Origin of the sequence: Mongoliibacter sp., from assembly GCF_007692705.1 — a bacterium.
In the GTDB taxonomy this organism is placed as follows: domain Bacteria; phylum Bacteroidota; class Bacteroidia; order Cytophagales; family Cyclobacteriaceae; genus Mongoliibacter.
This window is the reverse complement of record NZ_REBN01000124.1, coordinates 70,904-84,218: the sequence shown is the minus strand read 5'-3', so window position 1 is coordinate 84,218 and position 13,315 is coordinate 70,904. Positions and strand designations below refer to the sequence as shown.

Below are 13,315 nucleotides of genomic sequence, written 5' to 3'. Positions count from 1 at the left end.
ACTTATTGGAGTTTTTAAATACAATTATTCTTCTAAAATATAAGCACCTTTGTCATTGACTTCCGATAGGTAAACATCTACTTCCAAGCCCATCTTCTCAAAGATCTGTTCGGATACCTTACCTGCCATGATTGCTATTTCTTTATCTGGAGAAAGGACAAAAATAGTTGGGCCCGAGCCCGAAATCCCAGACCCCAAAGCACCTATGGATTGAATACTTTCCCGCAATTCATAAAACCCCGGAATCAACAATGCCCTTGAGGGCTCTGCTACTACATCTTTCAAAGACCTACTGATCAATTGAAAATCATTGAGGAATAGTCCTGCAATTAAACCTGCTATATTTCCTGACTGAATGGTGGAGTCTATCAAGGAAATCTGTTTTCTCAATACGGACCGGGAGTCAGCTGTATTCAATTCCAAATGCGGATGCAGCAAGGTACAGTGTAAGCCTAAGGGAACAGGAAGTTTGACCAAATCCAAGGGGGCATAATCCCTGATCAAAACAAAACCTCCCATCAATGAAGGAGCTACATTATCTGCATGACCACTGCCACAGGCAATTCTTTCTGCTTCCATGGCAAAAGGAACCAACTCCGCTCTGGTAAAGGGACTACCCAAAATGGCATTGGCCGCTACCAAAGCAGCAGCAGCACTTGCAGCAGACGAACCCATTCCTGAACCCAACGGAAGTCCTTTTTCCAATTGAATATCCATCCCCTGATCCGATTTCAAGTGATCAAGCATGGCCTTAATGGCTACTGAGCAGGTGTTTTTCTTTGCTTCAAAAGGTAATTTTCCACGATCTCCTTTGATATCTACCAAAATCAATTCCCCAGTATCATTCAACGAAACCGTGACGCGGTCCCCTAGTTGATCTATGGCAAAACCAAGGATATCAAAGCCACAGGACACGTTAGCTACAGTGGCTGGCGCAAAAGCAGTTACCTTCTTCATATCATCTGGAAAAATTACCCAAGCGTATCACATCTGCAAAAACTCCCGCAGCAGTCACATCTGCACCAGCTCCAGGCCCTCTTATAATCATAGGGAAATCATGATAGCGCTCAGTAGTAAATAATATCATATTGTCACTGCCCTTCAAGGTGTAAAAAGGATGACTGGAATCCAGAGAGTTAAGACCCACTTTAGCTTTACCGTTTTCCAAGGTTGCCATAAACCTTAATTTTTCACCTTTTTGCTTGGCTTCTTCGAGCAGTTTTTCAAAAGCTTGGTCATGGGTTTTCAATTTTTCGAAAAATTCCTGAACATCTGGGGTCTCCACACAATCCTCTGGCACCATACTCTGTATGCTGATATCTTCGAAATGCAATTCCTGCTCGGCTTCTCTTCCCAATATCAAAATCTTCCTACCCACATCCATCCCGCTCAAATCATCTCTTGGATCCGGTTCTGTATATCCTTTTTCTTTGGCCTGCTTGACCACCTCACTGAAAGGAATTCCTTTTTCAAATTCAGAAAAAATATAATTCATTGAACCACTCAATACGGCTTCTATACGAATCACTCTATCTCCACTCAACATCAAATCCTGTAGGGTACTTATTACAGGTAAGCCTGCAGCTACATTGGTTTCATAAAGGAATTTTACACCACGCTTATACGCCAATCTTTTCAATTGCCTGTACTTTTCCAAAGAGCTGGAATTGGCTTTTTTATTTGGAGTGACTATGGCAATCTTGGCCTCAAGCACCCTATCATAGACTGCAGCCACATCCTGACTAGCCGTACAATCCACAAAAACGGTGTTGGAGAAATTCATCTCCTCCATCTGCGCAAGGAATTTATCCAAGTCCATCTTCTGAGAATCGGGAGCATCCTCGGGAGAAGGGCAATTTCTTAAATCAAAACCATCCTCATGGAATGCCATAAATCGGGAATTGGCTATTCCGTGAATCTGTATATCCAAATCATTTTCCCTTTGAAGTTTCTCACTCTGAATGGCGATCATCTTGATCAGGGCTTTACCAATAAGCCCTACCCCTACCAAGAACAAATGCAGCACTTTATTATCCGATAAGAAAAAGGCCTCATGAAGGGCATTCAATGCCTTCTGCAAATCAGCTTTAGACACTACTGCAGATATATTCAACTCTGAGCTTCCCTGGGCAATGGCAAAAACATTGACATTGTTTTGACCAAGTGCCTGAAACATCCTTCCGCTGGAACCTGGATTATGCTTCATGTTTTCACCTACTGCAGCCACCACGGACATATCTTTCATCACCTGAACAGGATCCATTTCTCCATTTCTGATTTCATAGAGAAACTCTTTTTCTATTGCCTCCTTGGCGTGTGAAGCCTCAGTTGATCTTACTGCTACACAAATGCTGTGCTCTGAAGATGCTTGACTGATAAGGATGACATTGACTCCAGCATCTGCCAAAGAACCAAAAACCCTTCTACTCACACCTACCACTTCTATCAGTCCGGCCCCTTTTATGTTGAGTAATGAAATATCCTGTATTGAGGAAATCCCCTTGATAATTTTACCATTTGGGGGATCATTGTTGATCAGGGTTCCTGGATTTTCGGGTTCAAAGGTATTCTTGATGTAAATAGGAATTCCCTTTTTCATAGCAGGCTGCATAGTGGCCGGGAAAATCACCTTTGCTCCAAAATGGGAAAGCTCCATTGCCTCGGCATAACTAAGCTGAGGAATGGTAAATGCCGAATAAACGAGCCTGGGATCGGAAGTCATCACACCGGAAACGTCAGTCCAGATTTCCAAAGCCTCAGCATTGAGCGCAGAAGCGAAAATTGAAGAAGTATAGTCCGAACCGCTCCTACCTAGCGTGGTCGTCTCTCCTTTTTCAGTAGAAGCTATAAAACCAGTGATGACTTTAATACCTGGATTTTGATGGAAAAAGTCCTGGATCAAATCATTGGTAATGCTAAAATCTACCTTCGCATTGTTAAAGCGATCGTTAGTCCTTATCACCTTTCTGGCGTCCAAGTACACAGCCGGGAAACCCTCTAACTTAAGCAATTCGGTTAAAATATACGCAGACAGCCTTTCCCCAAAACTCCCTACATAATCCAGCGTTCTGGCAGAGCACTCTTTGATTAAGAATATACCATGAAATAAATCTTCAAGCTCGTTGAACCTCAATTTGACGTAAGTCAGCACAGGAGACTGCAACTTTATGGGCATCATTGACTTTACCAATTCAAAATGCCTTTCTTCAAGAATTTTGATATCGTCTAAATATGTTTTATCTCCAATTTTGGCTTTTTCTGCTGATTGTAACAATACTTCTGTCACACCTCCAAAGGCAGAAAATATTACTGCCACTTCTCCCTCACCACTTTTTTTATGGAGTATTTCAAATACCTTTTTAATGTTTGCTTGATTGGCTACTGAAGAGCCTCCGAACTTAATAATTTTCATGGTTTTGGTATGAAAGATTTAAGGATTGATTCAATAAAATAACAGTCCATGAAATGGACCTGATTGGCCGGGCTATATGTAATTATGAACGGGATTACCCCGTAATGGTAGTCGTGGTGGTAAAAAAGAAGTTACCTACCAATAGCAAAGCAGCACAAGTCCACATTATGGAATTGCTTAATTTAAGAATATTTCTGTTTGCTTTAAAAGTATGCATCATTGAAGTTTTGACTCGACAATCTTACTCACAAATTCCCATAATCCAAAAGAGATTTATTGTTTTTTTAACATAAGGGATGTTTTATTGACGCTAAAGCAAAAAATCCCTGTTAGGATTACACAGGACAACAGATGATTACCAATATTTTATTTGGCAACTTACTTAAAAAAATGTTTTCAATATCTATTTTTGATTTATTCAAAGCTTAGCAACATATTGATATTATTTGAATATTTTTTTGTAAATTTTGATTCGGTTAAATTTTCCGGACTATGTACAAATGGTTTGAAACCCTAAATACAAATCAATATGAGAAAGTTTTTTACAGTGTTTGCGATGGCAGCAATTCTAAACTTTGCCTCTTGCAGCTCAGCTGGCATTTTCAATCCTGTCAGCTTACTTACAGGTAATAACTGGGTCCTAAATTCCTTGATGGGAAATTCTCTGGATGGATCGATGTTTTCAGGAGGACTTCCTTTCCTTGACTTTATGGATGAAGGAAGGCTCTCCGGATTTACAGGATGCAATAATTTTAGTGGGAGTTTTGACTTGGAGTCGTCAGAAATAAAAATTAATCCCGGTGCTATGACCAAGAAAGCATGTGAAGGGGAAGGAGAGGATAAGTTTCTTTCTGCCTTATCAAAAGTCAACAATTATAAAGTTGCCAGAAACAAACTTACCCTCATGGATGGTGCTACAGAATTACTAGGTTTCGCTCCACAGCGGTAATTCAATGAGATTTAAGCCATGAAAAGCCCCATATTTCACCTCCACCTTTTTTTAAAATCTCAACAACCTGTCTTTCTTCTGGTATCAATGATATAAGTGATTTTCCACCCTTCCACAGTTTTTATCAATTGGAAGGAATTGACCCCGCAATGGCTGAAACCATCATTCACATAGAATTCATAAGGGGTCCAAGCTGATGCCATATCACCATCAATCTTGATTTGATAATCCAGAATTCTTTCATCCAAGATGGTATTGGCAGGAGTAGTAGCAATTCGGTTAATAAAATCCGATACTGAATTGACACCCAGAGTAGATGATGAGTCATCACTTTTGACAGTATGCATCAAAGCATTTTTATGGAATGCCGGCTCTATAAGACTGACATCTTTATTTTTCATCCCTTCAAATAAAGTAGAGATAACTTTTTCCACATTTTTTTCTTCCTGGGCAATACATTGCTGTTGAAACACCCCAAAGATTAGGAGGCTGAAAATTATAAGGTTTTTCATTTTTTCTGAACACTTCCTCCTGTACTTGTCTTCACTTCCATACTACTAGGATTCCCTCCATAATAGATTTTTGCAGCGGTTGCAGCTGAACCCACTATAGATCCTGTGCTATTGAAATAAACGGATGCAGCGGTATTGGCCAAAACATCAACGTCTGTAGCATCAAGCTTTTTACCATCGACTTCCGCATTGGTATATGCTTTGATAGTCAACTCATCAGCTTCCCCACTGACTACAATTCTAGAACTTGTTGCTGCTTCAATACGCAAGACTTCAGAAGTAATATCAGCCTCAATGTACCCGCTGGTCGCTGCAAAAAGATATGCTTCCGCTGCCTCAATTGGGTCTTTGGCGACAACACTTGCACTGGTTGTAGCCTCTATACCTTGAATGTCTCTGTAGGTGATGATTACATTCACTGAATGATTCCTGAAATTTCCTCTGCCCAGCTTGACCTCAAGGGTTTTGTCGGCAATACCTGATTCGATCTTATCCAAGTCAATTCCAGTGGCTTTTATTTCAATCTTGTTTTCGTCTCCTTGTACAAGCTCAGCTTTGATTGAGGTACTTACTTTGACAGCATTGAAATTTCCAAGCCTTCGGGTTTCTGTACTGGATTGCGCTTGGATAATTCCATAGCTCAGTACAAATAAAAAGAGGGTCAATTTGGCGTAACGTAACATATTGATATTCATAATTGGTTTAAACTCCACCATAGAGCTTGAATGTCATATTTCTTAACGCAGGATTGTTTACTGCATAGTGCATGGCTTCTGCAATTTCTGATGGGGAGACCCATTGTGAGAAATCTGCATCGGGCATAGACTCCCTGTTTTGGGGTGTATCGATAATACTAGGCACAAATACATGTGACCTTACGTGAGTTTCCTTTGCCTCTTCAGCCACATAATCCGCAAGCTCTATCACCATTCTTTTACTCAAAGCGTATGCCACAACTCCCTGACCATCGGAAGGCTGAAGTGCCGGGCGTGCACCAACAAAAAGAAAACACCCCGAATTGGCCTTTTTAAGCAACGGAAGGAAGCTTTTGACCATATTATAGGTTGAATAAAAATTCAGGGTAACCATCTTATGGATCTGATCAAGTCCTGTATCTTCTATGGAACCCATCCCATAACCGCCCACCAATAGTGCGATAGCGTCCACTTCTCCATATTGCAATTGATATTCCTTGGCAAATTCTACAACTGATTTTTCGTCCGTTACGTCTACTTCATAAACATCATCAGCCTCTTCCACTTCTTCATCTGATTCGGGTAAAATGGTGGCAATCACCCTGTACCCTTCCCGTTTAAATTTTTCTACAACTGCTGAGCCCAAATTTCCACCAGCACCGGTTACAATTATATTTCTTTCCATATTTACTTTTGTTTAGTTTTAAACAATTCTTCTAAAGTTTTAATCTCCATGTCCCATACAAAATCTCTTTTCAGGATCTCGGAAAACCGCAAATTGCGGATATTCATCCTTAAAGTTTTCATTTTTTCCATCTTATTTTACCTAAGCAGGGTTTCGGTTTCATTTATCGCTTGGGCTTCAGGAATTTCTGGCTTATCCAGCATTCTTGATGCAGTTCTTTTTTTACTCGGTGGTAACATCCTCATTTCACTTGCACGTATGCTTACGGTCAGGATTTATCTTCGAAAACAGTCTGACGAAAACATTCATCTCAATTTTTTACTGGGAATCACATGGATTTCCAATATACTAAATTCAATTGTATTCGTCTCAGCACTTATCATCGCCTTTGGTTTTAAACCTTTCGAATTTTTAACAAGCTTGACAATAGTGGCTGCTGCCATTGCCATTATATCCAAAGAATACATCACCAATACCATCAACGGTCTTATCATCATGTTTACCGATCAGTTTTCTTTGGGAGATACCATTAAAATCAACGAACAAAAAGGCATCATCAAAGACATCACTTTACTCAACACAGTTTTAAAGAGAGATGATGGACTGAGCATGATGATCCCCAATAACCTCATGCTCGGCACCCATGTAATCAATTATCGCTTTACAGACAGAAAAGATGTAGAATTCATTTTTGAACTGCCAGTGGAAGTAAAAATGAGCCTGAAAGAAATACGGGACAAAATAGAACCAAAACTATCCAAAAGGTTACAGTCGAGAGAAATTTCAAAATTTATTGTTGGGTTGAGCGGCATTTTCAAAGAAAAAGTCGCTTTTAAAATAATCGTCGGGATAGAACCTGAAAAAGAGCCGGAGATCAGGGAGGAGTTCGACGAAATTTTATTAAATATACTTTATGGAAAAGAGTAAAGAAAATCACTTCGACCTGATTTATCAGGTTGTCAGGCTTATCCCAGAAGGAAAAGTGACGTCCTATGGTGCTATTGCCAGTTACCTTGGACTAAAAAGTGGTGCTCGCATGGTGGGTTACGCCATGAATGCTTCGCATACCCAGATGGATATTCCTGCACATAGGGTAGTCAATAGGAACGGGGTATTGACAGGAAAGCATCACTTTAGCCAACCTGAGGAAATGCAGCAAAAACTTGAGGCAGAAGGTCTACAGATTGAGAAAGATCAAATCAAAGATTTCAACACTCATTTTTGGGACCCAAATGAGCTTGAATTGGATCATTAATCACCTTTTATTGGTAATATTTTGCCAAAATCAATCTTTTTTAACTTTTTATTGGGCAACTGGCTCAAATGTGTATGCTTTTTGCAAAGCTATTATCAAACAGTAATAAATATGGATACAGCCCTAAAAAGTAACATTGCAGAAAATCTCAGAAAACACAGAGTGTTAAGAGGTTATACCCAGGAATATATAGCTGAGTATTTGGGAAAAAAGGATTACACTGCTTATTCCAGGTATGAACAAGGCAGGTCAAACCTAAAAATGGAAGACGCAATAAAGCTTGCTGAACTTTACGAAGTGGACGTACAGGAACTGATATCGGTAGCTCCTTCTGTAAACCACTCCTACGATTTTTCAAAAAAAACTAATGGACACACCTACAACAATGGACAGATATCAGTCCTAGTAGATCTTGACGGATCTTCCAGTAACTTGGAAAGTAGTATTTCAAGGTTGAAAAAAATCAATGAGCTGATCGCAAGACAGGAACTTTGATCAGCTTTTTTTTCTTAAAAAATACAATCCGGCAAACATCAGTAGGCCATTGAGGATCAATACTTCAAAACCAAATTTATAACCCCAAAGCAGTTTCTCTGAATTTTGGCTGATCAAAAATGCCAGAGCAGGAGCAGCTACTGCAATGTATGGTACAAATTTGTCTTTTACCTTCCATTTGGTAAAGAGGCCAAAGGAATACAAGCCCAGCAATGGACCATAAGTATAACCTGCTATGATAAATACTGCATTGATAACAGATTGATCATTGATCCAACGGAACATTAAGATCACAAAAAACATCAAAGCAGTAAAAAACAAGTGTACTTTCTTTCTGACCCTGACCTGCTCTTGCTTTTCGTATTTCTTTTCTATTTCCAGGAAATCATAACAGAAAGAAGTGGTCAGTGCTGTCAAAGTAGAGTCCGCGCTGGAGTAAGCTGCTGCCGTAATTCCCAAGACAAATACAATACCGGCAAATGCTGTGAACTCTTGGGTGGCAAGCATTGGATATAGGTCATCAGTCCTCATGGGAATTTGAATTCCTTTGGCTTCTGAGTAGAGGTATAACAAAACTCCTAGACATAAGAAAAGAAGGTTGACAAATACCAAAATGGTAGTGAACCAGAACATGTTTTTCTGTGCATCTCCTATATTCCTACAGGTGAGGTTTTTCTGCATCATATCCTGATCCAATCCTGTCATCACAATTGTGATAAAGGCTCCGGAAGCAAATTGCTTGAAAAAATTAGTGCCGGATTGCCAATCCCAATTGAATATTTCAGATCTGGAGTCTAAAGAAATAACCTCTATAAAATCTCCGACACCAAGGATTCCCAAGTCCTTACTGACTAAATAAATACTCACTGCCACGGCAAGTAACATAAAGAATGTCTGAAGGGTATCGGTCCATACGACGGTCTTGATGCCCCCTCTGTGCGTATAGAGCCAAATCAGCGAAACTGTAATCAATACAGATACCCAAAAGGGAATTCCCCATTGGTCAAAAAGAATCAATTGGAGCACCCCTGCCACCAAAAAGACCCTGATAGACGAACCTAGTGTTCTGGAAAGAATAAAGAAAAAGGCACCGGTTTTATAGGACCAAAAGCCAAACCTGTCTTCCAGGTAAGCGTAAATAGAGACAAGGTTGAGGTGATAATACAAAGGCAATAAAACCTTGGCTATGACAAAATACCCTAAGGTGTACCCCAAAACCACCTGAAAATAATGAAAACTGGTGTTGCCCACCTCCCCAGGGACTGAAATAAATGTTACGCCCGACAAAGAAGCCCCTATCATGCCAAAAGCAACCAAAAACCAAGGTGATTGCCTGTCCCCAGTAAAAAAGGTGTCTTTGGAAACATTTCTTGAAGTAAACCAAGAAATTAAAAACAGGAGTATGAAATATGAGGTTATTACAATTAAAACTAAATTAGAATTCATAAGGCTTTAGGGAACAATTGCGCTAAATTGTTTATAATAATTAAATTTGCAAAATGAATTACCATACACAAGCTTATCCTAAGTTGGAAGAAGCAGAAGTTTTATTAGAAGATTTGATAGATACAGATGAGTGTGAGCTCGTCGTGTTCAATGATGACATCAATACCTTTGATCATGTAACTAAAATTCTGATCAAGGTCTGTCAACATTCAGTAGAACAGGCAGAACAATGCACGCTAATCATCCATTACAAAGGGAAATGTACAGTAAAAAAAGGAAGCAGAAATAAGCTCAAGCCTATGTGCCAGGCTATTTTGGATGCCGGAATTCAAGCAGCTATCGTCTAAATACTTCTCTGTGAACTTCCCTTCCAAATTAATCGAAGATGCTGTCAACGAAATAAGTCACCTTCCCGGAATTGGGAAAAAGACTGCTTTGAGGTTGGTTTTACACCTGCTTAAACAAAAGGAATCGGTGACAGAAGAGTTAAGCCATGCCCTTTTGGCTTTAAGAAAAGAAATCAAATACTGTCAAAAATGCCATAACATATCTGACACAGACGTGTGTAGCATTTGTCAAAGCACAAGAAGGGACCGATCCATCATATGTGTAGTAGAAGATATTCCAGACGTATTGGCGATTGAAAACACTTCCCAATATCAAGGGCTTTATCATGTTTTGGGAGGCGTTATTTCACCCATGCAGGGTATAGGGCCTGATGAACTTAAGATTGAATCCCTACTCGAAAGAATTCGGTCTGCGGCAGAGGATGAAAAAGTTGAAGAAGTGATTTTAGCATTACCCGCAACTATGGAAGGTGATACTACCTCCTTTTACATCACGAGACAACTCAAAACTTTAAATATCAGAGTCAGCACCATTGCAAGGGGAATCCCCGTTGGAGGAGAATTAGAGTACACAGATGAAGTTACTTTGGGAAGAAGCATACTTACCAGGGTAAATTATTCCGCAGATTGATAAAAAAGGTTTGTCCAAATAGAATCCCTTTCTATATTTGCAATCCCAATTGGGGGATTGTCCCGATAACCATCGGGATTGCTAGAGCGTCCCGACATAGGTCGGGAAGGTAAGCGCTCCGACTCCTAAAAAGAATTAACAGTTTTGGAGATTTGCTCCATTCAATTATAAAATACTGGGGGATTAGCTCAGCTGGCTAGAGCGCTACACTGGCAGTGTAGAGGTCATCGGTTCGACTCCGTTATCCTCCACAATTCATAAGACTTGCAGAAATGCAGGTCTTTTTTTTGACCTATTGATTAGCTCAGCTGGCTAGAGCGTCCCGACGCAGGTCGGGAAGGTCATCGGTTCGACTCCCTGCCTCGCCGGCAGGCGTTATCCTCCACAATTCATAAGACTTGCAGAAATGCAGGTCCTTTTTTTGACCTATTGATTTGTCTCGTCCTGAAAATGGTTGACACTTTTTCCATTTCGCTTTATTAATTGAAAACGTGACCAAAATATCGCCGAAGGCTTATATCTATTTTATATCGCAAAGCATATATCATATCGTTTAATTCTTCTCGTCTCTCGCTTCTATAACATGATTTTTATCAGCTTTTTATCAAATACCCATCATGTTTTTTGACGCGCATTTTCAGGAAATTTGAGCTCAAATAGAAAGATGATATGAAGAGGATCACAACTTCCCTTATAGAAAAGTATAATATACCTGCACCGAGATATACATCTTATCCTACAGTTCCTCTCTGGTCCAATGACCTGAATGAATTATCATGGATGAAATTGGTGAAGCAATCTTATTTTGAATTTGGTGAAGAGGAGGGTGTAACCTTGTACATACACCTTCCTTATTGTGAAAGTCTTTGCACCTATTGCGGATGCAATAAGAGGATCACCAAAAACCATGAAGTAGAAATTCCCTTTATTGAAACTGTCATACAAGAGTGGAAAAAATATTTAGCTCTTTTTGAAAATCAACCTAAGCTAGCTGGCATTCATCTGGGTGGAGGAACACCAACATTTTTCTCCCCCGAATCATTAAAGGAAATGCTTGGCTTCATTATAAGGCATGCCAGAATAATGGAAAATGCTGAGTTTAGCTTCGAAGGACACCCTAACAATACCAGCCGGGAGCATTTGCAAACACTTTATGATCTAGGATTCAGGAGGGTATCTTACGGGATCCAGGATTTTGCTCTGGAGGTACAAAAAGCTATACACCGTATTCAGCCTTTTGAAAAAGTGAAAGAAGCAACTGATGTTGCCAGGCAAATCGGCTATACTTCCATAAACTATGATTTGATATACGGTCTTCCTCATCAGAACATTGAAACCATCAAGGATACATTCTCTAAAGTTGCAGCATTAAGACCTGATAGGATTGCCTATTACAGCTATGCTCACCTACCTTCTGTCTTCAAGTCACAGAAAAGTTTTGAACAGTTCCTTCCCAATGAAAATGAGAAAAGAAGACTCTATGAGAAGGGTAAAGAAATCCTTTCTGAGATGGGCTATCTTGAAATTGGTATGGATCATTTTTCCTTACCGGAAGACCCTCTCTATAAAGCAAAAATCAATAAAAATCTGCACAGGAATTTTATGGGCTACACCACGTCTCCTTCCAAAATTTTGATAGGCTTGGGTAACAGTTCCATTTCAGATGTCTACTATGCTTATGCTCAGAATGAAAAGAATATAGAACCTTATAAGCAACTCATCAACAGCAATTCTTTTGCTATTCAAAAGGGGCATATCCTGAATGATGAGGATAGAGACACAAGAAACCTTATCCTAGAACTTATTTGCAATCATCAGACTACCTGGTCTTATGAATTCTTTGCTGAATTGAGCTATACTCAACTGGAAAATCTCAATCAATTCCAGAAAGAAGGGCTTTTGGATTATGATCAAAAAGGAATTCAAATCTTAGAAGAAGGCATTCCTTTTATACGGATCATTTGCATGACTTTCGACAAAAAAATGCAGGAAAAGCAAGAAAAACAGTATGGCTTCAGTAAGGCTATTTGAATTGAAAATTGATTTACCACAAAGTCTCAAAGACACGAAGAAAACACCAAGAAATTCTGTGTCCCGAAAAATCTTATGCAAATAAAAAACATTCTGAATCTCATTTGTTAATCAACAGGTCAGCGAAAATCTTCGGGAAAATATTTTTTTTCACCGACACATGGTCATTTCTATTTTTTCTTCCCCATAGTCAAATACCTGTAGCTTGGGACTGACATAGTGTATTCCCAATCCTAGCCCCCTTACGATAAAAAGTATCCCTATAAACATGGCAAAATAAGGTAAGGCTTTGGTGAATCTATTTCTCCATTGAATCGAAATAAGCTTGCCAGAAAGCATCACTACCAATAGCATGGGAATGGTCCCTAATCCAAAAAAGAGCATATATAAAGTCCCACTTAAAGGACTCTGTAAGGCCAAAGAAGCAATTAATGCGAGATAAACCATTCCGCAGGGAAGGAGCCCATTGAGTAAACCCGAAAAAAAGAAAGCAGAAGTTCCACCTCTTTTCAGGTACTTCCCGAGGCTAGATTTCAATTTATAAACAGATCCAAAAAATCCGGATTGAGTAATGATTCTTTCAGATTTTTTATAGAAAAATGCCATCAATAAAATTACCGCTCCCATTAAAATGGAAATCCATTGCTGCACTCCTGCCAAAGCCAAAGAAAAGCCTAACATCCCGATGATAGCTCCAAGTGTGGAATAAGTGATTGTCCTGCCAAGATTATAGACCAACTTGTTTTTGAGAAATGCAGAATTATCCTTGGCAGCTACAGCCAGGGCAATCGGGCCGCACATTCCAAGACAATGGAATGATCCCAAAAAACCAAGTAAAAAAGCAGTCCACAACATAA

General features: G+C 39.6%; 14 protein-coding genes and 1 tRNA gene. 8 read left to right on the top strand and 7 right to left on the bottom strand.

The features are described from left to right. Positions 1-24 precede the first annotated feature (24 nt). Both EA341_RS06410 and thrA read right to left on the bottom strand, forming a co-directional pair. Positions 25-957 (bottom strand): homoserine kinase, encoded by a 933-nt coding sequence (locus EA341_RS06410; protein ID WP_293012405.1) that lies wholly within the window; start codon positions 955-957, stop codon positions 25-27. 1 nt (position 958) lies between these two features. Further along, the gene (thrA, locus tag EA341_RS06405; protein ID WP_293012404.1) at positions 959-3,412 is read right to left on the bottom strand and encodes a bifunctional aspartate kinase/homoserine dehydrogenase I; all 2,454 of its coding nucleotides are present in this window, start codon (positions 3,410-3,412) and stop codon (positions 959-961) included. A 529-nt stretch (positions 3,413-3,941) separates the two neighbouring features. On the opposite strand from thrA, the gene EA341_RS06400 reads away from it, so the two are divergent. Beyond that, positions 3,942-4,361 (top strand): META domain-containing protein, encoded by a 420-nt coding sequence (locus tag EA341_RS06400; RefSeq protein WP_293012402.1) that lies wholly within the window; start codon positions 3,942-3,944, stop codon positions 4,359-4,361. A gap of 59 nt (positions 4,362-4,420) precedes the next feature. On the opposite strand, the gene EA341_RS06395 is transcribed toward EA341_RS06400, so the two are convergent. Genes EA341_RS06395 through EA341_RS06385 form a run of 3 tightly spaced genes read right to left on the bottom strand, consistent with a single transcriptional unit; the run spans position 4,421 to position 6,253 of the window. Continuing rightward, entirely contained in the window at positions 4,421-4,873 is a 453-nt protein-coding gene (locus EA341_RS06395; RefSeq protein WP_293012400.1) for a nuclear transport factor 2 family protein, read from the bottom strand. After that, positions 4,870-5,568, bottom strand: a complete 699-nt coding sequence (locus tag EA341_RS06390) for a head GIN domain-containing protein (RefSeq protein ID WP_293012398.1) — start codon at positions 5,566-5,568, stop codon at positions 4,870-4,872. The genes EA341_RS06395 and EA341_RS06390 overlap by 4 nt, the downstream gene beginning before the upstream one ends. Positions 5,569-5,575: 7 nt before the next feature. Further along, positions 5,576-6,253 carry an SDR family NAD(P)-dependent oxidoreductase gene (locus tag EA341_RS06385; RefSeq protein WP_293012397.1) on the bottom strand — a complete coding sequence of 226 codons (678 nt, stop codon included), beginning with the start codon at positions 6,251-6,253 and terminating at the stop codon, positions 5,576-5,578. A gap of 48 nt (positions 6,254-6,301) precedes the next feature. Here EA341_RS06385 and EA341_RS06380 point away from each other — a divergent pair, with 48 nt between their 5' ends. From EA341_RS06380 to EA341_RS06370, 3 genes are all read left to right on the top strand, one after another. Next, on the top strand, positions 6,302-7,180 hold the full coding sequence (locus EA341_RS06380; RefSeq protein WP_293012396.1) for a mechanosensitive ion channel domain-containing protein: 879 nt from the start codon (positions 6,302-6,304) through the stop codon (positions 7,178-7,180). Next, entirely contained in the window at positions 7,167-7,508 is a 342-nt protein-coding gene (locus EA341_RS06375; protein WP_293012395.1) for an MGMT family protein, read from the top strand. The genes EA341_RS06380 and EA341_RS06375 overlap by 14 nt, the downstream gene beginning before the upstream one ends. Before the next feature lie 111 nt (positions 7,509-7,619). Further along, a complete protein-coding gene (locus tag EA341_RS06370; RefSeq protein ID WP_293012394.1) occupies positions 7,620-8,003 on the top strand; it encodes a helix-turn-helix transcriptional regulator in 384 nt (127 codons plus the stop codon). Here EA341_RS06370 and EA341_RS06365 read toward each other — a convergent pair whose 3' ends face one another. Beyond that, complete coding sequence (locus tag EA341_RS06365; protein WP_293012393.1) at positions 8,004-9,449, bottom strand: sodium:solute symporter; 1,446 nt, start codon at positions 9,447-9,449, stop codon at positions 8,004-8,006. Positions 9,450-9,502: 53 nt separating this feature from the next. Here EA341_RS06365 and EA341_RS06360 point away from each other — a divergent pair, with 53 nt between their 5' ends. From EA341_RS06360 to hemN, 4 genes are all read left to right on the top strand, one after another. Further along, positions 9,503-9,796 (top strand): ATP-dependent Clp protease adaptor ClpS, encoded by a 294-nt coding sequence (locus EA341_RS06360; protein WP_293012391.1) that lies wholly within the window; start codon positions 9,503-9,505, stop codon positions 9,794-9,796. 10 nt (positions 9,797-9,806) lie between these two features. Beyond that, entirely contained in the window at positions 9,807-10,427 is a 621-nt protein-coding gene (gene recR / locus EA341_RS06355) for a recombination mediator RecR (protein ID WP_293012390.1), read from the top strand. A 177-nt stretch (positions 10,428-10,604) separates the two neighbouring features. Next, positions 10,605-10,678, top strand: a tRNA-Ala gene (locus EA341_RS06350). A gap of 418 nt (positions 10,679-11,096) precedes the next feature. Continuing rightward, a complete protein-coding gene (gene hemN, locus EA341_RS06345) occupies positions 11,097-12,458 on the top strand; it encodes an oxygen-independent coproporphyrinogen III oxidase (protein ID WP_293012389.1) in 1,362 nt (453 codons plus the stop codon). Positions 12,459-12,608: 150 nt separating this feature from the next. On the opposite strand, the gene EA341_RS06340 is transcribed toward hemN, so the two are convergent. Continuing rightward, positions 12,609-13,313, bottom strand: a complete 705-nt coding sequence (locus tag EA341_RS06340; protein ID WP_293012388.1) for a sulfite exporter TauE/SafE family protein — start codon at positions 13,311-13,313, stop codon at positions 12,609-12,611. Between the last annotated feature and the right edge of the window lie 2 nt (positions 13,314-13,315).